Below are 22,221 nucleotides of genomic sequence, written 5' to 3'. Positions count from 1 at the left end.
GCAAATCTTTCATAGTGTCTCCTGATGGCTATAGGCGGTTGATTTCGCCGTTGCCTTGAACCGGCGCGTAAGGATGCGCGCGATATCGAAGGAGACGTCATGACGCTTGAACTCGTAGAACGATCCACCCACGTGCTGCTCGAAGCCGCCCGCTCCCGCGCGGCTGAAGCCGGACTGTCCTACGCGGGCGGGGTCTCGCCGCAGGATGCATGGGAACTCGTTCAGGCAGGCGACGCGGTCCTCGTGGACGTGCGCACCGCCGAAGAACGCAAATTTGTTGGACTCGTGCCTGGCAGCCTGCATGTCGCGTGGGCAACCGGCACGAGCCTGACGCGCAATCCGCGCTTCGTGCGCGAACTGGAAGCGAAGACCGGCAAAGACGCCGTGGTGCTGCTGCTGTGCCGCAGCGGCAACCGCTCGGCGCTGGCCGCGGAAGCCGCTGCGAAAGCCGGCTTCACGCAGGTTTTCAACGTGCTGGAAGGTTTTGAAGGAGAGCTGGACGACGCGCAACGGCGCGGCGCCAGCAATGGTTGGCGCTTTCACGGGCTGCCGTGGATTCAGGACTGAAGCGCCCGATCGTCTGCGCTGCACTTTAGGGGAGTCACCGCTGTGGCTGTGTTCGATGTCGATGAAATCGTGGCGGCGCTTCAGACGGTCCGCCAGCAATGGCGCGAAGTGCAGAAGCGCTCGCTCGAACCGGGCGGGCGCGAATTGCCGGGGCGCGAGGCGCTCGCGGAGATTGTCGATACGCTCAAGGGCGTGCTCTTTCCGATGCGGCTTGGACCGCCCGATCTGCGTCAGGAAAGCGAAAACTTCTATGTCGGGCACGCGCTCGATGCCGCACTGCATGCGCTGTTGAGCCAGGCGCGGCTGGAACTGCATTACCGCAGCCGGCATCAGCCGCCGCCGGCCGCCACGATCGAGGCTCAGGCGGGCATTGCGGTGCGCGCGTTCGCAGCGCGCCTGCCGGCGATCCGCAGCTTGCTCGACAGCGACGTATTGGCGGCGTTTCACGGCGATCCCGCGGCCGGCAGCGTGGACGAAGTGCTGCTGTGTTATCCAGGCGTGCTGGCGATGATTCATCACCGGCTGGCACACGAGCTTTACGGACTGGGCTTGCCGCTGCTGGCCCGCATTGTCGCTGAGCTCGCGCATGCGCAAACCGGTATCGACATCCATCCGGGTGCGAAGATCGGTGCGGGATTCTTCATCGATCACGGCACGGGCGTGGTGATCGGCGAAACAGCGGTCATCGGCGAGCGCGTGCGTCTTTATCAGGCCGTCACGCTGGGCGCGAAGCGCTTTCCACGCGATGCACAGGGCCATCTGGAAAAGGGCCACGCGCGCCATCCGATCGTCGAGGACGACGTGGTGATCTACGCGGGCGCGACCATTCTCGGGCGCGTCACGCTTGGACAGGGTTCGGTGATCGGCGGCAATGTCTGGCTGACGCAGGACGTCGCGCCGGGCTCGCATGTCACGCAGGCCGTGTCGCGCAGCGAAGGCTCCGGCACTTCCGTGAGCGCCGGGCGCACGCCGCGCGATCAAACAGACCCTGTCGCTGTCCCAGTCGCGGCGGCGGGAGCGGCGCGATGAGCGGACTCGTCAGGGAGTTCGGCGCCGCGGTGCGGCGCCTTCGCGAAGCACGCGGGTGGTCTCAGGAGCAATTGGCCGAGTACGCCGGACTCAACCGCTCATATGTCGGCGAGGTCGAGCGCGGCTCGGCGATCGCGTCGATCGTCACGGTCGACAAACTGGCCCGCGCATTCCAGGTGCCGATCGAACACCTGCTTACCCCATCGTCCAATGCCTCGGGCATTGCCGTGCTCGCGCACGCTGCGTTCGTCGATCCGCCGTCGGTGAGCTAGATCAACGCTTGCCGTCTATAGCATGTTGAAGGGCCGGGGTGGCCTCTCGATAATCACTTTTACTCATAAGCTTTCCCGCTTTTCTTCTATCAACCCCGGAGCTTCAGATGACAGCAACAGTGGGCGGCCTGACGGCGCTCGGCGATAACGCAGCACGGCAACTAGCCAATGCCACCAAAACCGTTCCGCAACTTGCCACGATCACGCCGCGCTGGCTCACGCATCTGCTGCAATGGCTGCCGGTCGAGGCAGGCATCTATCGTCTGAACCAGGTGAAGAATCCGGAAGCCGTGGTGGCCGCCTGCACCGCGCGCGAAGACGAAAGCATCCTGCCGCGCACCTTCGTGCCCTACGAAGAGCAACCGCGCGAGTACTTCCTGAATGCCGTCAGCACGGTGCTCGACGTGCACACGCGAATCTCGGATCTGTACAGCAGCCCGCACGACCAGATCAAGGAACAGTTGCGCCTCACGATCGAGACGATCAAGGAATTGCAGGAAAGCCAGCTGATCAACAACCCGGACTACGGCCTGCTCGCCAACGTGGCGGAAGAGCAGCGCGTGTTTCCGCTGACCGGCGCGCCGACGCCCGACGACCTCGACGAACTCCTGACCAAGGTCTGGAAAGAGCCGGCGTTCTTCCTGACGCATCCGCTCGCGATCGCCGCCTTCGGCCGCGAATGCACGCGCCGCGGTGTGCCGCCGCCGACCGTCAGCCTGTTCGGCTCGCAGTTCATCACGTGGCGCGGCATTCCGCTGATTCCGTCGGACAAGGTGCCGGTTGCCGACGGCAAGACCAAGATTCTGCTGCTGCGCGTGGGCGACAAGCGCCAGGGCGTGGTCGGCCTGTTCCAGCCGGGCGTGGCCGGCGAGCAGGGCCCGGGGCTGTCGGTTCGCTTCATGGGCATCAACAATCACGCGATCGCGTCGTATCTGATCTCGCTCTATTGCTCGCTCGCCGTGCATTCGCCGGACGCGCTGGCAGTTCTCGATGACGTGGAGATCGGCAAGTACCATGACTACGCAGACACCTACAAGTAAGCCCGTGGAAAGCGTGCTGCCGCACGATGTGCCGACCGCTCCGCCTGGAGGCGTGCCTGCGGGATTGCCTGATCCCGCAACGCTGGCTTCGCTGGCGAATGCATTCTTCTCGGCGCTGCCGGGCAATGCGCCGCAGTCAGGCGCGACGCCCGGACTGGCCGGCACGCTGCCGTTCACGGCGCCGGTGACCAGCGAGATCAGCAATCCGGCGCCGGCGGGTTCGCCGCTCGCGGGCCCTGGCGGCACGGGCACCGGCGTGCCCGGCGCGGCGTTGCCGCAAGGGCATGTGCCCGGTGCCAACCTGCTGCCTTCGTCGCCGACGCATGTTCTCGCGCTGGGCAACCGCGCGCCTGCGCTCGCGCCGCATGCAACAGCGCAGAACGGCTTGCCCGATAGCGTCGTGACCATCGCGCCCGCACTCGATCCGCGCTTTGGCGGAGCCGCGTTGGGTGTGCCGGAGGCACACGGCGCGCAGCGTCCGTCCACCGGTGGTGCTGCGCCGCTTGCGCCCGCTTCGCCGGTATCATCGGCATCCGCATCGCCGTTCTATTTCCTGGGCGAATCGGGCCAGCCTCACTCCGCGACAACCGCGTCACCGGATATCGTCGTGCCGGTCTGGAGCGAGGTGAGTGCGCAATCGTTCGGTCTGCCGGGCGTCGATCAGCCTCTTGCCGAGCAACGTTTCCCCTATGACCGTCCCGTTGCCTCGCACGCGGCACCGCTGTCGAAGCCGGCGGAACACACGGGCAGCTCGCACTATTTCCTGAATCTGGGCGAGCCGTCACGTTCCCCGGGCCACGCGCACGGCGTGCCGCATGCCGGCCCGTCCGCGCATCCGCCGTTCGATGTGAATGCGATTCGCCGCGACTTCCCGATTCTGCAGGAGCGTGTCAACGGCCGTCAGCTGGTGTGGTTCGACAATGCCGCGACCACGCAAAAACCGCAGGCGGTGATCGACCGGCTGGCGTATTTCTACGCGCATGAAAACTCGAACATTCATCGGGCGGCTCATGCGCTGGCCGGCCGCGCCACTGATGCGTACGAAGCCGCGCGCAGCAAGGTGCAGCGTTTCATCGGCGCGGGCTCGCCGGAGGAAATCATCTTCGTGCGCGGCACCACCGAAGCGATCAACCTGATCGCGAAGACGTGGGGCGTGAAGCATGTCGGCGAGGGTGACGAGATCATCGTCTCGCACCTCGAACATCACGCCAACATCGTGCCGTGGCAGCAGCTTGCCGCGCAAACCGGCGCGAAGCTGCGGGTGATTCCGGTCGACGACAGCGGCCAGGTGCTGCTCGAAGAATACCGGAAGCTTCTGAATGACCGCACGAAGATCGTCTCCGTCACGCAGGTGTCGAACGCGCTCGGGACGGTGGTGCCAGTCAAGGAGATCGTCGAACTGGCGCATCGCGCGGGTGCGAAGGCGCTGGTCGACGGGGCGCAGTCGGTGTCGCACATGCGGGTGGACGTCCAGGCGCTCGACGCGGACTTCTTCGTGTTCTCGGGTCACAAGGTGTTCGGTCCGACCGGCATCGGCGTGGTCTACGGCAAGCGCGCGATTCTGGAGGACATGCCGCCGTGGCAGGGTGGCGGCAACATGATCGTGGACGTCACTTTCGAGCGCACGCTTTTCCAGCCGCCGCCGAGTCGTTTCGAAGCCGGTACCGGCAATATCGCCGATGCAGTGGGTCTTGGCGCGGCCATCGATTACGTCCAACGGATCGGCATCGAGAATATCGCGCGCTACGAGCACGATCTGCTCGCGTATGCGACGAGCGTGCTGCAACCGGTGCCCGGTGTGCGTCTGATCGGCACGGCGCGCGACAAGGCGAGCGTCCTGTCCTTCGTGCTGAAGGGCTACGAGACCGAGGAAGTCGGTCAGGCGCTCAACGAAGAGGGCATTGCCGTGCGCTCGGGGCATCACTGTGCGCAGCCGATCTTGCGGCGCTTTGGCCTCGAAGCGACCGTGAGGCCGTCGCTCGCGTTCTATAACACCTGCGATGAAGTCGACGCGCTGGTGTCCGTAGTGCGACGATTGTCTTCACGCCGCTGAAGACAGGCGGTGGCCGGTCACGGGGCCGCCGCCTTTTTACCTACGCCACGCGCTCCGCGCCACTTCACGGCCAACCTCGGCCTGCATTCGCTCCCGCCAAGAAACCAAAGATTGATTTCTTGGTTTGGCTTGCGCTGTCGTTTTTGTAAGCTCCCATGCCTACAACCGACAAACCGCCGCCATACCAGAATGGGCAACGGCGATGAGGAGAACCAGATGAAAACTTTCCGCCGTGCATGGTCCACGTTGGCTGCCGTTACTTTGGGCGCTCTGCTTGCGGCGAGCGTAACGGCTCATGCCGCCGATCCGGACAAACAGGAAATCCGTTTCGGTGCGACCGCGGGGCCGTATTCCGACCAGATCCGCTATGGCATCAAACCCGTGCTGGAAAAGCAGGGCTATAAAGTGACGATTGTCGAATTCACCGACTATGTGCAACCGAATCTTGCGCTGGCGGACGGCGTGCTCGACGCGAATGCCTTCCAGCATGAGGTCTATCTGCACAAATTCGCCGAAGACCGTAACCTAAAACTATCCGAGCTGGTCAAGGTGCCGACCGCGCCGATCGGCATTTATAGCCGCAAACACAAGAGCCTCGACGAAGTGAAGGACGGCGCAACCGTTTCCTTGCCCAACGACGCAACCAATCAGGCCCGCGCGATCATCCTGTTGCAGCAACTCGGCTGGGTGACGCTCAAGCCGGGCGTCGACCCGGTGAAATCGTCGGAGCGCGATATCGCCGGCAATCCGCACAAACTGAAACTGCTGCCGCTCGAAGCCGCACAATTGCCGCGCTCGCTGGACGATGTCGACTATGCGTTCGTCAACGGCAACTTCGCGCTGGCTGCGGGGCTTAAACTGACCGACGCGCTGCTGCTGGAAAAGATTCCGCCTTATTACCTGAACCTGGTGGCGGTGCGTACCGCGGATCTTCACAAGCCGTATGTGATCGATATTGCCAATGCGTATCGGTCGGCCGAGTTCAAGCGTGTGATCGACGAGCGTTTCCCCGGGTTCTCCAAACCGGCGGACTGGCATTGAATGCGGTGGTGCGCCTCAGTGATCCCGAGGCGCACGGGCACGGTATCGGCTCGACTAGCGAGCAGGCGAGTCGATTGCGAATCGGCCTGCTTGTCCGCGTTTCGTGAAGACAGGCAGGATCGTCGCGCTCTCTGACGGGTGGTTACCGCTAACCATCATAGGGCCGCTGCCGCCTCGCGTGTTTCGAGGTGGCGGCTCACCGGCCGTTGCAGCCCGAAATGCTCGCGCAGCGTGCGACCTTCGTAGTCGGTGCGGAAAATGCCGCGCTTTTGCAGAAGCGGCACCACGCCGTCCGCAAAGTCCTGCAAGCCGCCCGGCAGCACATCCGGCATGAGGTTGAAACCATCGGCCGCGCCGCCTTTGAACCAGTGTTCGATATCGTCCGCAATCTGCTCCGGCGTGCCGACGATCACCCGGTGTCCGCCACCGCCGGCGAGCGCCCGGATCAACTGCCGCGCCGTATATCCATTGGTGCGTGCTTGCGCCAGTGTGGCGTGGAAAAACGTGTGGTTGCCGTTGCCGCCGCCGGGCAATGAGAGATCTTCCGGCAGGCGCTCGTCGAGCTTCAGCCGGTCGACGCTCACGCCCAATATGCCTGCCAGCCGGGTGAGGCTGTAAGTCCACGGAATCAGATCGACCAGTTCATCGCGACGGCGCAGGGCTTCTGCCTCCGTTGCACCGATGATGGTGGTCAGACCGGGCAGCACGCGGATCGCATCGTCGCCACGTCCCAACGCCGCGGCGCGCGACTTGAGTTCGCGAGCATAAGAGGCCGCTTCGTCGAACGACTGGGACGCGGAGAATACCGCTTCCGCGTGGCGTGACGCGAGTTCGCGCCCGTCCGCCGAGCCGCCGGCCTGAACCAGCACCGGCTGACCCTGAGCACTGCGCGGCAGATTGAACGGGCCGTCCACGCTGAAGTATTTGCCGCGATGGTCGATGCGATGCACCTTCGCCGGGTCGACGAAACGCCCGCCCACCTTGTCGCCGATAAATGCGTCGTCTTCCCAGCTATCCCACAGCGCCTTCACGACGTCCGTGAATTCGGTGGCGCGCTCATAGCGCTCGGCATGATTGGGCACCGCCTCGCGGCCGAAATTGCGCGCCGAGCCGAGATCGGCGGTCGTCACGATGTTCCAGCCTGCGCGGCCCGCACTGAGGTGATCGAGCGTGGCAAAGCGCCGCGCGATGTTATACGGCTCGTTGTAACTCGTCGACGCCGTGCCGATCACGCCGATATGCGTAGTGGCCGACGCAATGCCCGCGAGCAGCACGGTCGGCTCCAGCGCCGTGATTGGCCGGAAGTCGATCTGATCGGCGATCGACGCATTGTCGGCGAGAAACACCGCGTCGAACTTCGCCGCCTCGGCGATCCGCGCGACGCGCACGTAGTGGGCGATATCGACGAAAGCGCGGGGATCCGCGTCCTCGGTGCGCCATGCGGATGGGACAAAGCCCGAGTGAAGGATATTGACGTTCAGATGGAGCTGGCGCGGCGGGTCGGTTCTCATGGTCTTTTCGGATGCAGGAGTTTCGAATGCAGGAGGGGCCGGCAACGAAGGGGCAAAAGCATCTGGCCGGCGCTTCAATTGTCGATTGACCGGCCGTTCGAGACCACTAATGAATTCTGGCATCGATATGTCGGCAAAGACTAAGGTTGGCTGACAGCAGCCACCGTTCGGGATGTGCCGTGCCATTCATAACCATATCGGAACACGGTCTTTCCAAATTTCTGCGAACGCTGCCATGCTTTCACTCAGGCTGTGCGCGAGTTCGCCGCGCGACGTTTAATTTCATAACCGTAGTGACCAACCTTTATCGAGTATGGATCCGCTGATCGAGAGTCTGATGCTGAAAATGAGGCACAACCGCGTCTACACGGCTGTGACTTTCGCCCGTCTGTTCGGCGTATCGGAGAAGGCCGTCGAAGCCGCACTCGCCACGCTGATCGCAAGCGGCAAGGTGCGCACGTGTATCAACGCGCGGCGCGATGTCGGCTATTGCTTATCCGGTGCCACGCCGATCTCCGGTGCGCCGCTGCTGGCGGATGCCACCACCGTTGCCACGCCGCCTTTGACGCGCCGCGTCGATGGCGCGCTGGCGGGCTACGACAGGCAGCTCGACGCGCACCGCTCGCTCGCCATGCTGGTGCGCCGCTGACGTTTTCACGGTGCCGGGCATTATCAGCAAGGCAGCTTAGCACCTGAGAATTGCTTGGTTTGCGGCCTGCGCGAGCGTTGGTAGAGTCGGCGGCTCACGCTCAGGGCAAGCGCCGCTCAGCGCCGTGCGCAGCCCATCAAAACAACAGGAACCACCGCTATGAACCTCAGAGTACTCGGCGCCGTCATTGCCGGCAGTCTGCTTGTCATGTCCGCTGCCGCGCATGCGGATCGCCTCGACGACATCAAGAAAGCAGGCGTGCTGCGCGTGGCGGCATTCGACAGCAATCCGCCGTTCGGCTTCGTCGATCCGAAGAGCAACCAGATTGTCGGACTCGACATCGACTATGCGCGCGCGGTCGCGAACCGCCTTGGCGTCAAGCTCGAGATCCAGCCGACCAATCCGGCCAACCGCATTGCTTTCCTGAAGTCGGGCAAGGTGGATCTGGTGTTCGCCAACTTTACGATTACCGACGATCGCAAGAAGGAAGTGGATTTCAGCATTCCCTATTTTGCGTCGGGCACGCAATTCATCGCGAAGAAGGGCACGCTTACCTCGCCGCAGCAATTGAACGGCTTGCGGATCGGCGCGGACAAAGGCACGACCAATGAGCAGCAGGTGCGTGCGCAATTCCCGGGCGCCACGATCATTGCTTACGACGATACGCCGTTCGCATTCGCCGCGCTGCGCACGGGCAACGTGCAGGCGATCACGCAGGACGGACCGAAGCTCGTCGCGTTGCTGGCGAAAGTGCCGGACAAGGCGAACTACGAGATCCCGCCGTTCACGATCTCCAACGACTACGAAGGCGTGGGCGTGCCGAAGGGCGAGACACGTCTGCTGAATGTCGTCAACGACACCTTGAAGGATCTCGAGGCCAAAGGCACCGCAGGCCAGATCTACGACACGTGGTTCGGTCCGAAGAGCGCCGCGCCGCTGCCGCGTCTGTTCAGGATCGGCGACCCGCAGAAGAGCTGACGCGCGTCGCTTCACCGCCGCCTCGATATGGCCCGGTCATTGCTCGAAACGAGCGATCGGGCCTTCCTGCTGATACAGCACCGCGTTTTCTCGAATGCATCTCATGAACTTCTGGCTGGACCCTCGATATCTCGGCTGGCTCGCGCACGGCTTTCTCATCACGCTGATCCTTTCGGCGTGCGTGAGCGTATGCGCGACGCTGCTCGGATTCGGGCTGGCAATGGCCCAGATCGCCCAGCAGCGCAGCGTTGCTGCGGCGGCAAGACTCTATGTCCTCGTGTTCCGCAATTCTCCGCTGCTGGTGCAATTGCTGTTCTGGTACTTCGGCGCGGCGACGCTGCTGCCGCAGCCGTGGATGACATGGCTGAACACGCCGCATGTCCTGAGCGCCGGGCCCTTTGCGCTGCACTGGCCGAGCTTCGAACTGTTCGCCGGCTGGCTTGGCCTGACCTGCTACAGCACGGCTTTTATCGCGGAAGAGTTTCGCGCCGGGATTCGCGGCGTGGGCATCGCGCAATATCAGGCGGGCGCCGCATTGGGGATGACGCGTTACACCGCCTTGCGGCACGTCATCCTGCCGCAAGCGGTGCGTATCGCCACGCCGCCGCTTGCGGGGCAATACATGAATATCGTGAAGAATTCGTCGCTGACGATGGCGATCGGCGTGGCCGAACTGTCCTACATGTCGCGTCAGGTCGACACGGAAAGTTTCCGGACGTTTCAGGCGTTCGGCACGGCTACGGTGCTGTATATCGGCACCATCGCGTTGATCGAAATCGCCCTGGTGATCTGGCAGAACACCGGTGTGCGCGCGTTGCAGCGGGGGCAGGCATGACCGTGCCCGAGTGGCTGCCGACACTGCGCTATCTGCTGCTCGGTTCATTCCCCAATGGACCGCTTGGCGGCGCGGCGCTGACTGTCGTGCTGTCGGTGGTGTCGGCGTTGCTGTCCGCGGCCGTGGGTCTGGCGGGCGGCGTGGCGCTCTCGCTGACACGCGGCGGCGCGCGTCTGCTGCTGATCGGAATCGTCGCGTTTTTCAGGGCGATTCCGGTGCTGATGCTGATCTTCTGGACGTTCTTCCTGATGCCGATCCTGCTGCATATCGACGTGCCGGGTCTGGCGGCGGTGGTGTGCGCGCTGTCGCTGATCGGCGGCGCGTATCTGTCGCATGCCGTGCATGCGGGCATCGCCTCGGTCGGCGCGGCCCAGCAGCAGGCCGCGCTGTCGCTCGGGCTGACGCGCTGGCAGGCGTTGCGTTATGTGGTGCTGCCGCAAGCGGTGCGCATCATGATGCCGTCGTTCGTCAATCAATGGGTGTCGCTGGTCAAGGATACGTCGCTCGCGTATATCGTCGGCGTGCCGGAATTCACGTTTCTCGCCAATCAGGTCAACAGCCGCCTGATGATTTACCCCGCGCAGATTTTCGTATTCGTCGGCATCGTCTATCTGCTTTTGTGCTCCGCGTTGCAATGGTTCGCTTATCGCGTCCTGCTGCGCGCACCGTCCACTCGCGCGACGCAGCCGCAGGATGAGAAACAGGTGACACCACTGCCGCTCGGCGAATTCGGCGAATGAAAAACCGCGTGGCAATCCGGCGGGCAATATCGGCAAATCGGAACGCGTCATAAGCAAGTTCCAATTCGATAGTAGGCGTGGCGCGCGGGTACTGGTCCAATAGATGATTAGCCCTTCCGTGGCGAGCCGGGTGCGTGCCGCTGCCCTCTGGCACAGGCCGAAACGCCGCGAGCGGACGGGTCTCCACTGTCTGTATGAACCATCATGTCCAGCCCCACATCCAACCCTGCCGTGTCGCGACTGCCGACGCGTCCCGATTCCGCACGCGTCACGCGGATCGCCGATGACGCACAGGCGCTCGCAGCCTCCCGCACACTTGCCGGCGTGTTCGCGTCGGGCGCAGCCGAACGTGACCGCAATCGCGTGTTGCCGTGGACCGAACTCGATCTATGGTCGCAAAGCGGTCTCGGCGCGATTACCGTGCCGCGCGAATATGGCGGCGCCGGCGTGTCGTTCGCGACGCTCGCCGAAGTCTTCGTGAATCTCTGCGCGGCCGATCCGGCGCTGGGGCAGATTCCGCAGAACCATTTCGGCGTGCTGGGCGTGCTGCGCGAAGTCGGCACCCCGGCGCAGAAAGAGCGCCTGTACGGCGAAGTGCTGGCGGGCCACCGGCTTGGCAATGCCGGCCCGGAACGTCGCTCGGCCGCGGCCGCAACGATCCTGCAGGGCTCGACGCGTCTGCGCACCACGCCGGACGGCTTGCGTCTGGACGGCAAGCGGTTCTACTCGACCGGCGCACTGTTCGCACACCGTGTCCCGACGCGCGCAGCCGACGACGAAGGACGCGCCGTGCAGGTCTGGGTGCCGCGCGATGCGCCGGGCCTCACCGTGGTCGACGACTGGAGCTCCTTCGGCCAGCGCACCACGGCGAGCGGCACCGTGACCTTCGAGAACGTGCCGGTCGATCCGCAGGACGTGCTGCCGATCTGGCAACTGGCCGACCGTCCCGGTCTGTTCGGCCCGGTCTCGCAACTGCTCCAGGCGGCGATCGACCAGGGTATTGCGCAGGCCGCCGTCGCCGACGCGCTCGCCTTCGTGCGCGAACGCGCGCGACCGTGGGTCGATTCGGGCCTCGAACACGCAACCGACGACCCGTACATCATCGCCGATGTCGGCCGTCTGGAGATCGACCTGCATGCAGCGCATGAAGTGCTGCTGGAAACCGGCCGTACGCTGGATGCCATCGCGGCCCAGCCGATCGATGCCGAGGCCAGCGCACGAGCTTCCGTCGCCGTTGCCGAGGCAAAGGTGCTGACCACGCGCATCGCGCTCGAAGCAAGCGAAAAGCTGTTCGAGCTGGCCGGTTCCGCGTCGACTCGCGCCGTCCACAATCTCGACCGCCATTGGCGCAACGCCCGCACCCATACACTGCATGACCCGGTGCGCTGGAAACTGCATCTGCTTGGCAACTATCACCTGAATCAGGTGCTTCCCGCGCGGCACTCGTGGAACTGAAACATGACTATCGATCTTTCTCCCGCAGCTAGCGGCAGCGCCGCGCCGGCCGCGCTGCCTCGCGAACTGCGTTCGCTACCCACCCCCGATCTGATCGCAGACGACGCGCAGGCGCTTCTCGCCGCACGGCGTCTCGCCGAGGCGTTTGCACCAGACGCCGCGCTGCGCGATCGCGAACGGCGGCTTCCGTGGGCCGAGCTCGACGCGTTCGTGGCGAGCGGCCTGTGGGGCATCACCGTGCCGCGCGAATTCGGCGGCGCGGGTGTGAGCAACGGCACGCTCGCCGAAGTCACCGCGACGATCGCCGTGGCCGACGGCTCGCTCGGCCAGATCCCGCAAAACCATTTCTATGCACTGGAGGTGTTGCGCGTCGGCGGCAGTGTTGAACAGCAGCGCTTTTTCTACGGACGCGTACTCGCCGGCGAGCGTTTCGGCAACGCGCTCGCCGAAATCGGCCACAAGGATTTCAAACGCCGCACACGGCTCACGCGCGAGGCGGCCGGCTGGCATATCGACGGCCGGAAGTTCTATTGCACGGGCGCGCTTTACGCCCACTGGATTCCCACGCTGGTCGTGGCCGAAGAGCAGGGCCGCGACGTCACCTATCTGGCGTTCGTGCCGCGCGACACGCCGGGCGTTACCGTAACGGACGACTGGGATGGTTTCGGCCAGCGCGTCACCGGCAGCGGTTCGGTGCAGTTCGATCACGTGCGGGTCGAGCCCGAATGGATCGTGCCGTTTCAGGCGTCGTTCGAGCGCCCCACGACGATCGGACCGCTTGCGCAGATCATTCACGCGGCGATCGATCTGGGTCAGGCGCGTGGCGCGTTCGAAGCCGGCCTGAAGTTCGTGCGGGAGCGCTCGCGCCCGTGGATCGACGCGAAGGTGGAACGTGCCGCCGACGATCCGCTGACCATTGCGCAGTTCGGCGACATTTCGGTGCGGCTGCGCGCGGCAGAAGCGTTGCTGCGCCGCGCGGGCCGCTTCGTCGACGCGGCGCAGGCGCAGCTCACCGAGCAATCGGTGGCGCAGGCGTCGATCGCCGTGGCCGAGGCGCGCGCGCTCACCACCACCGCGTCGCTGGATGCCGGCTCGCGTCTGTTCGAACTCGCCGGCACCGCCGCGACGCTCGACGGTCTCGGCCTCGACCGCTTCTGGCGCAATGCCCGCACTCATACGCTGCATGACCCGGTGCGCTGGAAGTATCACGCCGTGGGCAACTTCTACCTCAACGACAAGCTGCCGCCGCGGCATGGAGCCTTGTGATGGCGAAAAAACAGATCCTGCTCAACGCGTTCAACATGAACTGCGTGGGCCACATCAACCACGGTTTGTGGACGCATCCGCGCGACCGTTCGAGCGACTATCGGCTGCTGCCGTACTGGACCAATCTCGCGCGTACGCTGGAGCGCGGACTGTTCGACGGGCTCTTTCTCGCCGATATCGTCGGCGTGTACGACGTCTATCAGCACAACGTGGACGTGACGTTGCGCGAGTCGATCCAACTGCCCGTCAACGATCCCACGCTGCTGGTGTCGGCAATGGCCGCCGTGACCGAGCACCTTGGTTTCGGCGTGACGGTCAATCTCACCTACGAGCAGCCGTATCTTCTCGCGCGCCGCTTTTCGACGCTGGATCATCTGACGCAAGGCCGTGTGGGCTGGAATATCGTCACGGGATACCTCGACAGCGCGGCACGCGCAATGGGGCTCAGCGAGCAACTCCCGCACGACGAACGATACGACCGCGCGGACGAATACCTGGAGGTTCTCTACAAGCTGTGGGAAGGCAGCTGGGAGCAGGGCGCGGTGCTGCGCGACAAGGCGGGGCGCGTCTATGCGGACCCGGCTAAGGTTCATCAGGTGCGGCACGCGGGCCGGTACTACAACGTCGAAGGCTATCACCTCGCCGAGCCGTCGCCGCAACGCACGCCGGTGCTGTTCCAGGCCGGCAGTTCCGGGCGCGGCCAGCGTTTTGGGGCGCGTCATGCCGAGTGCGTGTTCATCTCGCCGCCGAACCGGCAGGTCGCGCGCGAGACCGTGCGCACGTTGCGCGAGCAACTGGTGCAGGCCGGCCGCCAGCCCGACGACGTCAAGGTATTCGTCGGCGCGGCGGTGGTTGCGGGCGCAACCGAACAACAGGCCCGCGAGAAATACGCGGACTATCTGCAATACGCGAGCCGCGAAGCGGGCCTCGCGCACTTCGCGGCCAGCACGGGCATCGATTACTCGCAATACGATCTCGACGCCCCCGTGGACTACGCGCCCGGCAACGCAATCGAATCGGCCACGCGCACGGCCAAACAGCACGGCTGGACACGCCGCAAGCTGCTGGAGATGTTCGAACTCGGCGGCCGCTATCCGGCCATTGTCGGCAGCGCGGCTCAGGTGGCCGACGAACTGCAGGCATGGATCGAGGAAACGGGCGTCGACGGCTTCAATCTGAGCCGCACGGTGGTCCCGGAAAGCTACGAGGATTTCATCGATCTGGTCGTGCCGGAATTGCAGAATCGCGGCCTCTACAAGACTGCTTATGCCGACGGTACGCTGCGCCACAAGCTGTTCGGGCAGGGCGATCAGTTACCGGCACGGCATGCGGCAGCAAGCTTCAGACAGCACACCGCGGAGGCGGTATGAACACACACACCATCAGCATGGCCCAACGTTCGTCACAGGAGCAGCACGTATGAGTCTCGATATCTTCTGGTTTTTGCCGACCTCGGGCGATACGCGCTATCTCGGCAAGTCCGATTTCGGCCGGCCGCCCACCAACGAATATATGCGTCAGATCGCGGTCACGGCCGAGAATCTGGGCTATGACGGTTTGCTGATTCCGACCGGCAGCAGCTGTCAGGATCCGTGGGTGACCGCCGCGAGCCTCGTGCCGGTGACACAGCGCATCAAACTTCTGGTCGCGTTGCGCACCTCGGTCAGCGGCCCGACCGCCGCCGCCCGCCAGGCCGCCACGCTCGACCAGGCGTTGCATGGACGCCTGCTGCTCAACGTGGTGCCAGGCGGCGACGCCACCGAACTTGCCGCCGACGGCGTATTTCTCCCGCACGACGAGCGCTATGCGGCAGCCGATGAGTTCCTCACCGTCTGGCGCGATCTGCTTGCCGGCGAGACGGTGGACTTCAAGGGCAAATACGTTCACGTGGAGCAGGCGCGCAACTTTCATCCGCCTGTGCAGCAGCCCGCGCCGGCGCTGTATTTCGGCGGGTCGTCGCCGGCCGCGCATGAGCTGGCGGCCAAGCATGTGGACGCCTATCTGACGTGGGGCGAACCGCCCGCCGCCGTAGCCGAAAAATTCGCCGATGTGCAGCGGCGCGCGGCCGCCCACGGCCGCAAGCTGCGACTCGGGGTGCGTCTGCATGTGATCGTGCGCGAGACCAATGAGGAAGCATGGGCCGAAGCCGACCGCCTCATCAGCAAGCTCGACGACGATGACATCCGCCGTGCGCAGGAGAACTATGCGCGCATGGATTCGGTCGGACAGCGCCGGATGGCGGAACTGCACGGCGGGCGCCGCGACAAGCTGGAGATCAGCCCGAACCTGTGGGCCGGCGTCGGTCTGGTGCGCGGCGGGGCCGGCACGGCTCTGGTCGGCGATGCGCAGACGGTCGCCGCGCGGCTGCAGGAATACGTCGACGCGGGCGCGGATAGCTTCGTGCTGTCCGGCTATCCGCATCTCGAGGAGTCGATCCGTTTTGCGGAACTCGTGTTCCCGCTGTTGCCCGGCAAGAAACCGGTCACCTTGCGCGATCAGGTTCTGACGGGCGGCGCCTTCGATGTGCGGGCAAACGCCGGCGCGAGCAAGGAAAGTGAAGCTCGACCCAAGGCGCACGTGTAAAGCAGTCGAAGAGGGCGTGAGTTAGTGCACCGGAATCCCGCGAAGGCGCGGGATTCCGGCAACCGCATCAAGCAGCCGCATATAGCAACCGCATATAGCAACCGCGCTATCGCTCCTACTCGACCCGGCCGAGGCCGAAACGGCGATAAGCCAGGCGCGCGGCGAAGTCGAGCAGAAACCCGAGCGCACCGATAACCAGAATCACCGCAGTCAGCTCGGAATACGCGAGGCGGTCGCGGGTATCGAGAATCAGATAGCCCAGGCCTGAGCTCACGCCGAGCATTTCCGCCGGCACCAGCACGATCCACAGAATACCGATGGCAAGCCGCACGCCGGTCAGCACATGCGCGGCGATGCCGGGCACATACACATGCCAGAGCATTTCGCCGCGCGTGGCCGCGAGACTTTCGCCGAGCTGCAACCAGCGCTTGTCGATGTGCGCGACGCCGGCGGCGGTGCTCATCATCAGTGGCCACACGGCGGCGAACGCCAGCAGGAAATACACCGCGCGGTCGCCGACGCCGAGCGACATCACGGCGATCGGCATCCACGACAGCGGCGAGATCATGCGCAAAAATTGAAGCGTGGGCGACAAGGCCGTATCGAGCGCTTTCACGCGGCCGATCAGAAAACCGAGCGGCACGCCGACCAGCAACGCCCACAGCAGACCGATGGCGATGCGCCGCAGGCTCGTGACGATGTGGACGGCGAGACGATCGTCGGTGATCAGCGCCGGCAGCGTTTCGAACGCGCGGGCCGGCGAAAACTGCGCGGCGAGCGTGCCGGGCGCGGCGAAAACGGCGACCGCCAGCCACCATATCGCGACGATGCCCACGAGGCCTCCCAGCCCGAGTGCGGCGCGACCCAGCCAGCCCGACGATACGGCGCCGTTCGCGCGCGCGGCTGGGTTGACGGCAGGCGCGGGAGCAGGGCGCGTCGACAGGCTAGACAACGATCGTCTCCGTGCGCGAAAACCCTTCCGGCAAACCAAACGCCTGCATCCCGCCAACTGACTTGATGCTGTTTTTCACGAAACGGTCGTCCACCAGGTCGCGCGCGACGAATGCCGGATCGAGTTGACCCAGGAACTGCGCATTGCCTTCGAGCTGGGTCGTTTTCAGGCGGCGAACCAGCTCTTCCGTATAGGCAGGATAGGGATATGGCTGGAAATCGATCCGCTTCGCGTGCCAGTCCGCATGGATGATCGCGCGATCGGCCAGATAGCGGCCCTGATCGCCGGGCGCAGGGGCCAGCACTTCGGTCAATACGGCGGCCGTGTGCGGCGTGTAATGGTTCTGGCCGGTTTTCGACAGCAGCTGCGCGGCCTCTTGCGGATGAGCGCGCGTCCACAACTGCGCCTTCACCACCGAATCGACCACCTTCTGCGACCACGCGGCGCGTTCGGTCAGATCCCGCTCGTGCATGAACACGACGCAGCATGCATGGTTCTTCCAGACGTCGCCGGTAAAGCGCAGCACCTTGCCGATTTTTAGCCCTTCGGCCGCCGCATTGAACGGCTCGGCGACGATAAACCCGGCGATCTGTTTCGACGCCAGCGCCGGCGGCATGTCCGACGGCGCCATGACGATGAGTCTCACTTCGTTCGGCTTGAGCTCGCCGTCTTTCTTCAAGACGGGCACGAGTCCCTGCGTGCGCAACATGTCCTGTACGACGACGTTATGGATCGAGTACCAGAAGGGCACCGCCACTGTTTTTCCGCCGAGGTCCGCGACCTTGTCGATGTCGGGCGACACGGTCAGCGCCGAGCCATTGACGTGATTCCACGCGACCACCTTCGCCGGCGCCTGGCTGCCGTAGCGCGCCCAGATCGTCATCGGCGCGAGCAGGTGCACTACGTTGACCTGACCCGACAGAAACGCTTCGACCAGTTGCGCCCAGCTGCGCAGCAGCGTCGGCTTCTCGACGGCCAGGCCGGCCGCTTCGAAATAGCCGTTGTTATGGGCGACCAGTAAAGGCGTGGCGTCGGTGATCGGCAGATAGCCGATGCGCACGGGTGCGTTCGGGTCCGTGGCGGCTCGCGCGTTGAGCGCGCCAAGCAACGGCGCGGCGCCGGCGACGGTGAACATCGAAGCGAGCTTGAGCCACTCGCGGCGGGACATCGGAAGCTGGCACATGCGTTTTTTGCCTTCTTTCTATATGGGGGCGGTGAGGGCCGCGCGCGACATCGAATCGCGCAGCGCCTGAAGAATCCGGATGCGCAACGCGCCGAGCGCCTCGAGGTGCATCTCGCGCGGCGACGGGACATCCACGGTCAGTTGCAGGATCAGCTTGCCGCGATTGCCCAGCACCACGATGCGATTGGAGACGAGCAACGCCTCGTCGATATCGTGTGTGACGAGGAGGGTCGCGGCGTCCGTCTCGCGTACCACGTCCACGAGTAGCTGTTGCATCTCGGCACGCGTGACTTCGTCGAGCGCGCCGAATGGTTCGTCCAGCAGCAGCGTGCGCGGTTTGCGGGCCAGGCAGCGCGCGAGCGCCGCGCGCTGCGCCATGCCGCCGGACAACTGGCGCGGCGCGTAGTGACGGGCATGCGCCAGCCCAACCTGGTTCAAAGCCGTGGTGACGCGCTCGCGCCGCGTGCCACGCGACAATTCCGGCTGACGTGAAAAGCCGAGCCCGAACGCCACGTTCTTTTCGACCGACAGCCACGGCAGCAGACACGGATCCTGAAACGCCAGCGCGACGTCGGGCCGCGGACCGCGCAGGGCGACTCCGTCCACCGCGACGTAGCCGGATTCGGCTTGCTGCAGTCCGGCGACGATACGCAGCAACGTCGACTTTCCGCAGCCGCTCGGTCCCAGCACGGAAACGAGTTCTCCGGCGCGCACGCTGAGATCGATACCGTCCAGCACGCGACGCCCCGCGTAGCTGAGTCCGACTTCGCGCACCTCCACGCGCGCCGCGCTCGTGCTGATGGCGTTGCTCATGCGGCCTTGGTCCGTTGATGCTGTGCCAACTGGTTTTTCAGCTGCACGATGCTCGGCGTGACGATCGGCACGAAGGCCGCTTCACGCGTGCGCCGTGCGGTGCCGCCCTGTTCTCGCAGATAGCCGCGTCCGCCCGCGGTCACGACTTCGAGGCGCACGGCGCGATCGACCGCGGCCGCGAGGCCGATCCGCACTTCGAACAGCGCGGCAGGCGCCGAAACGAAGGTGCCGTGTTGAACACCGTCGAATAGCCGGTTTGTCAGCGCGTCGAGTTCGTGTGCGAGCGGGGCGACTTCGTCCTCCACGGCCGCGCGGGCCGGCGCGCTGCTTTCATTGATTGCGGCAAGCGCACGGCGGGCGAGACCGATCGACAATCCGCATTGAAAACCCAGAAACGCCGGGCGCACGCGCGCAAGAAAGGCGGGCGCGTCGGCGGTGATCTGCCAGCTTGCGTCGAGCGCGGCGCGCTCCACCGTGAGGGCTGCTGTGTTGCTCGAACGCAGGGCAATCAGGTCGAGATCGTCGCTGCGTACGACACCCGCTGCGTCGTGGGGAATCGCGAAGATCGAAGGCGGTGCGCCGTCGCTGTGATCGAACGCGGCGGCGGCAAGGAAACCCTCGCGGCGCAGGTTCGTGATCCACGGCAGCTTGCCGTTGAGCGTCCAGCCCGCGGCGACTCCGTGGATGGAGCGGGGTGTCGCATTCATCTGCAGAGGCTCGATGTTCGACAGATACTTCATCGCGTTCGAGAGGCCCGTTGCGCCGGCCAGTTCGCCGCGCAACAACGCGGGCAGCCAGCGCGCGCGCAGCGCTTCGTTCGGGCTCTGCAGCAGATATTCGATGAACGTGCGCTGACCCCAGAACACGAATGCCGCCGTCAGCGAATGGGCGGCAACGCTGGTGATGGCTTCGATCGCGTCGACCGCCGTGCCGTCCAGACCGCCTTCATGCGCCGGCACGCCGATCCGGAAAAGATCCGCGCGCCCGAGCCGCGGCAGGATCTCGTGCGCCAGATCTTGCCTGGTGTCGATAGCCTCGGCGTTAGCGTCGAGCCATGTTGCGAGATCCGGTGCTGTGGTAGTCAGCGGCTGTGGTTTCATGCGGCGTGCGCGCCCGCTTCCCAGCGATAGGCGGCTAGTTGTGGATTGAGTTCGTTCTGCGCGAGATTGTTGGCGAAATTGCACAGCGTGGCAAGACTCACGCCGAGCACGACTTCGAGTGCGTTCGCGTCGCTGAATCCCGCTGCGCGGAACGCGGCGAGTGCGTCGTCGGGCACGGCGCCGCGTGTGGCGATCACCGCGCGCGTGAAGATCGCGACTGCATTCAGACGAGGGTCGGGCAGCGGTTGTTGCTGCTCGCGGATCGCTTCGACCAGTTGCGGATCGAGTTGAGCTTTTTTCAATGCAACAGCCGTATGCCCTGCAACACAGAACCCGCAGCCGTGTATGCCGGCCGCCGTGATCTGCACTGTCTCGCGTTCGGCGAGCGTAAGGCCGCTGCGGCCGTTGATTTCGGCGACCGTCAGGTATGTTTCGAGCGCGGTCGGCGCATTCGCCAGCGAAGCGACGAGGTTCGGCAGGAAGCCGTTGGCCGCCTGTGCGCGTTCGAGGTAAGGGCGGCTCGCTTCGGGCGCGCTTTCGAGGGTATGCAGCGGTAGACGGCTCATGTCGATTCATTCCTCACAGATAGGCGTTCATTGTGGCTGCGGGATTGTGTCCGCACAATGCGCGGCTGTCTGCGATTTCTGCGAGTTTGTCTTGCCGATGACGGAGTGCGGCAGAGTGTCGCGCTTAATGCAGCGCGGCGGCGCCGGCGGCTGATGCGTGCGTCTCGATGGAATCGTGCGCGGTGCAGGCGCGTCGCCATGCGCCGGGTTGAACGCCCGTCACACGCTTGAATGCCTGGGAGAAGGCAGACTCGGACTGGTAGCCGACCCGCTCGGCCGCGTCCGGCGTACGCGCGCCGCTTCTGAGCATCGCCGCGGCCAGCTTCATCCGGATCAGCGTGACGAATTGCGCGGGCGGTTGCCCGGCAATGTCGACGAACTGCTTGCAGAAGCGCGCCCGCGACATGTGGACGAACTGCGCCATTGTCCCGGTTGTCCAGCGTTCGCCCGGTGATTCGATAATCGCGGTTACGAGCGGCGCGAATTCCGCCCGGCGCATCAGCGACCAGAAACACGGGACGATTTCGTCCCGGGCGCCCAACGCCCGCAGCGCGTAGACGAACAGCAGATCGGTGAGACGCGCGATGAGCGGCGAGGGCGTTTGCGCATCGCGCAGCGCTTCGACGCGGATCAGGTCGAAAATGGCGCGCGCGCCGTCGAGGGACGGGTTGTTGCGCCGCGCGACGATATGGTCGGGCAGCAGGCTGAGCAGCATGTCGTCGAGCGCCGAGTTGAACTCGAAGAATCCGCATGCAATGCCGACGCTGCCGGTCGCCGTAGCTGGCGCGGTTGGCGAAGTTGTTGGCGCAGCGGGCGACGGAGCCAGCGGCGACATGGTGCCGAAACGTGCGCTCTCGTGGCCGCTCGCGGGCGGACGGGAGTCGGGGGAAAGACAATGCGGCATGTCGCGCAGCAGGAACACGGCGTCACCGCTGGATAGGCGCAGGCTGTGTGCTTCGCGTTCCGCGCTGGCGGGAAGATGCAGCCAGCATTCACCGTGCAGCACGACGTGGAAGCTCGCGCGCCGACGTCCGGCCGTGGACGCCTGCCATGTTCCGCAATACTGGCCGACGTGAAAAACCGTGCTCTTCAGTTCGAGGCTGGAGAGCAGCCAGTCGGCTAGCTTGTCGGGATTTTGCGGCATGACTTCCAAAGGGTAATGGCGGATGCGTGGGGCTGCACGCTGGCTCATTACGTTAGCGGACTCGCGCGTGGGGGCAACCAATATTTTGTTCTTAGCTTATGGGGTGGTGGCCGGGCGTGTGGATGTTTGATTTGACATAAGATAAATTATCAACAAATTGTCTGTCAGAGCTTTTTAGTAATGTCTGGTTCTGGCTCATTAGAAATGTCCAGTTTCCTGCTCCGGGCCGGCTGCTGCGGCGCATGCAGCAGCAACCCAGCCAGCCCGGAAACGGCATGCGCGAACTCGACCTTGTGTGAACTCGGCGCACACGCTTTGAAGGTCTTATACCAAAGCAAAAGTGGCCCGGTGAAGTGGCCAGCCATGTGTCGATCCGGTGATCGTGCGATTGTGAAACCGCACCTGTATCACTAAAGATGCGCGCATCGTGGATTGATATCTTGG

22 protein-coding genes are annotated in these 22,221 nt (G+C 64.6%); 14 read left to right on the top strand and 8 right to left on the bottom strand.

Annotated features, from left to right (window positions below; all coding sequences use genetic code 11):
- Positions 1 to 99 precede the first annotated feature (99 nt).
- From NE850_RS07775 to NE850_RS07750, 6 genes are all read left to right on the top strand, one after another.
- Positions 100 to 567 (top strand): rhodanese-like domain-containing protein, encoded by a 468-nt coding sequence (locus NE850_RS07775; RefSeq protein WP_007177133.1) that lies wholly within the window; start codon positions 100 to 102, stop codon positions 565 to 567.
- 42 nt (positions 568 to 609) lie between these two features.
- Positions 610 to 1,596, top strand: a complete 987-nt coding sequence (gene epsC, locus NE850_RS07770) for a serine O-acetyltransferase EpsC (protein WP_007177134.1) — start codon at positions 610 to 612, stop codon at positions 1,594 to 1,596.
- Positions 1,593 to 1,868 (top strand): helix-turn-helix domain-containing protein, encoded by a 276-nt coding sequence (locus NE850_RS07765; protein ID WP_007177135.1) that lies wholly within the window; start codon positions 1,593 to 1,595, stop codon positions 1,866 to 1,868. Before epsC ends, NE850_RS07765 begins: the two co-directional genes overlap by 4 nt.
- Positions 1,869 to 1,975: 107 nt before the next feature.
- A complete protein-coding gene (locus tag NE850_RS07760; protein ID WP_007177136.1) occupies positions 1,976 to 2,908 on the top strand; it encodes a family 2A encapsulin nanocompartment shell protein in 933 nt (310 codons plus the stop codon).
- Complete coding sequence (locus tag NE850_RS07755; RefSeq protein ID WP_007177137.1) at positions 2,883 to 4,961, top strand: family 2A encapsulin nanocompartment cargo protein cysteine desulfurase; 2,079 nt, start codon at positions 2,883 to 2,885, stop codon at positions 4,959 to 4,961. The genes NE850_RS07760 and NE850_RS07755 overlap by 26 nt, the downstream gene beginning before the upstream one ends.
- 216 nt (positions 4,962 to 5,177) lie before the next feature.
- A complete protein-coding gene (locus NE850_RS07750) occupies positions 5,178 to 6,002 on the top strand; it encodes a MetQ/NlpA family ABC transporter substrate-binding protein (protein ID WP_007177138.1) in 825 nt (274 codons plus the stop codon).
- 155 nt (positions 6,003 to 6,157) lie between these two features.
- Here the strand turns inward: NE850_RS07750 and NE850_RS07745 are convergent, their stop codons facing one another.
- The gene (locus NE850_RS07745) at positions 6,158 to 7,513 is read right to left on the bottom strand and encodes an LLM class flavin-dependent oxidoreductase (RefSeq protein WP_007177139.1); all 1,356 of its coding nucleotides are present in this window, start codon (positions 7,511 to 7,513) and stop codon (positions 6,158 to 6,160) included.
- A gap of 337 nt (positions 7,514 to 7,850) precedes the next feature.
- Between NE850_RS07745 and NE850_RS07740 the strand changes: the two genes are divergently transcribed.
- The 8 genes from NE850_RS07740 (at position 7,851) to ssuD (ending at position 16,019) form a co-directional block, all read left to right on the top strand.
- Complete coding sequence (locus NE850_RS07740) at positions 7,851 to 8,162, top strand: hypothetical protein (RefSeq protein WP_232064341.1); 312 nt, start codon at positions 7,851 to 7,853, stop codon at positions 8,160 to 8,162.
- Between the two features lie 159 nt (positions 8,163 to 8,321).
- The gene (locus NE850_RS07735) at positions 8,322 to 9,140 is read left to right on the top strand and encodes an ABC transporter substrate-binding protein (RefSeq protein WP_007177141.1); all 819 of its coding nucleotides are present in this window, start codon (positions 8,322 to 8,324) and stop codon (positions 9,138 to 9,140) included.
- A 94-nt stretch (positions 9,141 to 9,234) separates the two neighbouring features.
- Positions 9,235 to 9,975, top strand: coding sequence for an amino acid ABC transporter permease (locus NE850_RS07730; protein ID WP_007177142.1), 741 nt, complete (start codon positions 9,235 to 9,237; stop codon positions 9,973 to 9,975).
- A complete protein-coding gene (locus tag NE850_RS07725; RefSeq protein WP_007177143.1) occupies positions 9,972 to 10,715 on the top strand; it encodes an amino acid ABC transporter permease in 744 nt (247 codons plus the stop codon). Before NE850_RS07730 ends, NE850_RS07725 begins: the two co-directional genes overlap by 4 nt.
- Before the next feature lie 204 nt (positions 10,716 to 10,919).
- The gene (locus NE850_RS07720; protein WP_007177144.1) at positions 10,920 to 12,170 is read left to right on the top strand and encodes an SfnB family sulfur acquisition oxidoreductase; all 1,251 of its coding nucleotides are present in this window, start codon (positions 10,920 to 10,922) and stop codon (positions 12,168 to 12,170) included.
- A 3-nt stretch (positions 12,171 to 12,173) separates the two neighbouring features.
- Positions 12,174 to 13,436 (top strand): SfnB family sulfur acquisition oxidoreductase, encoded by a 1,263-nt coding sequence (locus NE850_RS07715; RefSeq protein WP_165188339.1) that lies wholly within the window; start codon positions 12,174 to 12,176, stop codon positions 13,434 to 13,436.
- Positions 13,436 to 14,806 carry an LLM class flavin-dependent oxidoreductase gene (locus NE850_RS07710; protein ID WP_007177146.1) on the top strand — a complete coding sequence of 457 codons (1,371 nt, stop codon included), beginning with the start codon at positions 13,436 to 13,438 and terminating at the stop codon, positions 14,804 to 14,806. The genes NE850_RS07715 and NE850_RS07710 overlap by 1 nt, the downstream gene beginning before the upstream one ends.
- 49 nt (positions 14,807 to 14,855) lie before the next feature.
- The gene (gene ssuD, locus NE850_RS07705; RefSeq protein ID WP_007177147.1) at positions 14,856 to 16,019 is read left to right on the top strand and encodes an FMNH2-dependent alkanesulfonate monooxygenase; all 1,164 of its coding nucleotides are present in this window, start codon (positions 14,856 to 14,858) and stop codon (positions 16,017 to 16,019) included.
- A 115-nt stretch (positions 16,020 to 16,134) separates the two neighbouring features.
- Here the strand turns inward: ssuD and NE850_RS07700 are convergent, their stop codons facing one another.
- The 7 genes from NE850_RS07700 to NE850_RS07670 all read right to left on the bottom strand — a co-directional run bounded on the left by NE850_RS07700 (position 16,135) and on the right by NE850_RS07670 (position 22,142).
- Positions 16,135 to 16,971, bottom strand: a complete 837-nt coding sequence (locus tag NE850_RS07700) for an ABC transporter permease (RefSeq protein ID WP_007177148.1) — start codon at positions 16,969 to 16,971, stop codon at positions 16,135 to 16,137.
- Positions 16,964 to 18,154, bottom strand: a complete 1,191-nt coding sequence (locus NE850_RS07695; protein ID WP_007177149.1) for an ABC transporter substrate-binding protein — start codon at positions 18,152 to 18,154, stop codon at positions 16,964 to 16,966. Before NE850_RS07695 ends, NE850_RS07700 begins: the two co-directional genes overlap by 8 nt.
- Positions 18,155 to 18,172: 18 nt before the next feature.
- Positions 18,173 to 18,967, bottom strand: a complete 795-nt coding sequence (locus tag NE850_RS07690; protein ID WP_007177150.1) for an ABC transporter ATP-binding protein — start codon at positions 18,965 to 18,967, stop codon at positions 18,173 to 18,175.
- Complete coding sequence (locus NE850_RS07685; RefSeq protein ID WP_310698594.1) at positions 18,964 to 20,067, bottom strand: acyl-CoA dehydrogenase family protein; 1,104 nt, start codon at positions 20,065 to 20,067, stop codon at positions 18,964 to 18,966. The genes NE850_RS07690 and NE850_RS07685 overlap by 4 nt, the downstream gene beginning before the upstream one ends.
- Positions 20,064 to 20,633: a carboxymuconolactone decarboxylase family protein gene (locus NE850_RS07680; RefSeq protein ID WP_007177152.1), complete on the bottom strand. Its 570-nt coding sequence runs from the start codon at positions 20,631 to 20,633 to the stop codon at positions 20,064 to 20,066. Before NE850_RS07680 ends, NE850_RS07685 begins: the two co-directional genes overlap by 4 nt.
- Before the next feature lie 124 nt (positions 20,634 to 20,757).
- Positions 20,758 to 21,777 carry an AraC family transcriptional regulator gene (locus NE850_RS07675; protein ID WP_035517178.1) on the bottom strand — a complete coding sequence of 340 codons (1,020 nt, stop codon included), beginning with the start codon at positions 21,775 to 21,777 and terminating at the stop codon, positions 20,758 to 20,760.
- A gap of 164 nt (positions 21,778 to 21,941) precedes the next feature.
- Positions 21,942 to 22,142 (bottom strand): hypothetical protein, encoded by a 201-nt coding sequence (locus NE850_RS07670; protein WP_007177154.1) that lies wholly within the window; start codon positions 22,140 to 22,142, stop codon positions 21,942 to 21,944.
- Positions 22,143 to 22,221: the final 79 nt, after the last annotated feature.

Source organism: Paraburkholderia sp. USG1, assembly GCF_031570135.1.
GTDB lineage: Bacteria > Pseudomonadota > Gammaproteobacteria > Burkholderiales > Burkholderiaceae > Paraburkholderia > Paraburkholderia dioscoreae.
This window is presented reverse-complemented; position numbering and strand designations above follow the sequence as displayed.

Bases quoted from the DNA above. Each gene is read 5' to 3' on its own strand.
- NE850_RS07775 (WP_007177133.1), top strand. From the start codon at position 100: ATGACGCTTGAACTCGTAGAACGATCCACCCACGTGCTGCTCGAAGCC.
- NE850_RS07765 (WP_007177135.1), top strand. From the start codon at position 1,593: ATGAGCGGACTCGTCAGGGAGTTCGGCGCCGCGGTGCGGCGCCTTCGC.
- NE850_RS07760 (WP_007177136.1), top strand. From the start codon at position 1,976: ATGACAGCAACAGTGGGCGGCCTGACGGCGCTCGGCGATAACGCAGCA.
- NE850_RS07755 (WP_007177137.1), top strand. From the start codon at position 2,883: ATGACTACGCAGACACCTACAAGTAAGCCCGTGGAAAGCGTGCTGCCG.
- NE850_RS07750 (WP_007177138.1), top strand. From the start codon at position 5,178: ATGAAAACTTTCCGCCGTGCATGGTCCACGTTGGCTGCCGTTACTTTG.
- NE850_RS07745 (WP_007177139.1), bottom strand. From the start codon at position 7,513: ATGAGAACCGACCCGCCGCGCCAGCTCCATCTGAACGTCAATATCCTT.
- NE850_RS07740 (WP_232064341.1), top strand. From the start codon at position 7,851: ATGCTGAAAATGAGGCACAACCGCGTCTACACGGCTGTGACTTTCGCC.
- NE850_RS07735 (WP_007177141.1), top strand. From the start codon at position 8,322: ATGAACCTCAGAGTACTCGGCGCCGTCATTGCCGGCAGTCTGCTTGTC.
- NE850_RS07730 (WP_007177142.1), top strand. From the start codon at position 9,235: ATGCATCTCATGAACTTCTGGCTGGACCCTCGATATCTCGGCTGGCTC.
- NE850_RS07725 (WP_007177143.1), top strand. From the start codon at position 9,972: ATGACCGTGCCCGAGTGGCTGCCGACACTGCGCTATCTGCTGCTCGGT.
- NE850_RS07720 (WP_007177144.1), top strand. From the start codon at position 10,920: ATGTCCAGCCCCACATCCAACCCTGCCGTGTCGCGACTGCCGACGCGT.
- NE850_RS07715 (WP_165188339.1), top strand. From the start codon at position 12,174: ATGACTATCGATCTTTCTCCCGCAGCTAGCGGCAGCGCCGCGCCGGCC.
- NE850_RS07710 (WP_007177146.1), top strand. From the start codon at position 13,436: ATGGCGAAAAAACAGATCCTGCTCAACGCGTTCAACATGAACTGCGTG.
- ssuD (WP_007177147.1), top strand. From the start codon at position 14,856: ATGAGTCTCGATATCTTCTGGTTTTTGCCGACCTCGGGCGATACGCGC.
- NE850_RS07695 (WP_007177149.1), bottom strand. From the start codon at position 18,154: ATGTGCCAGCTTCCGATGTCCCGCCGCGAGTGGCTCAAGCTCGCTTCG.
- NE850_RS07690 (WP_007177150.1), bottom strand. From the start codon at position 18,967: ATGAGCAACGCCATCAGCACGAGCGCGGCGCGCGTGGAGGTGCGCGAA.
- NE850_RS07685 (WP_310698594.1), bottom strand. From the start codon at position 20,067: ATGAAACCACAGCCGCTGACTACCACAGCACCGGATCTCGCAACATGG.
- NE850_RS07680 (WP_007177152.1), bottom strand. From the start codon at position 20,633: ATGAGCCGTCTACCGCTGCATACCCTCGAAAGCGCGCCCGAAGCGAGC.
- NE850_RS07675 (WP_035517178.1), bottom strand. From the start codon at position 21,777: ATGCCGCAAAATCCCGACAAGCTAGCCGACTGGCTGCTCTCCAGCCTC.
- NE850_RS07670 (WP_007177154.1), bottom strand. From the start codon at position 22,142: ATGGCTGGCCACTTCACCGGGCCACTTTTGCTTTGGTATAAGACCTTC.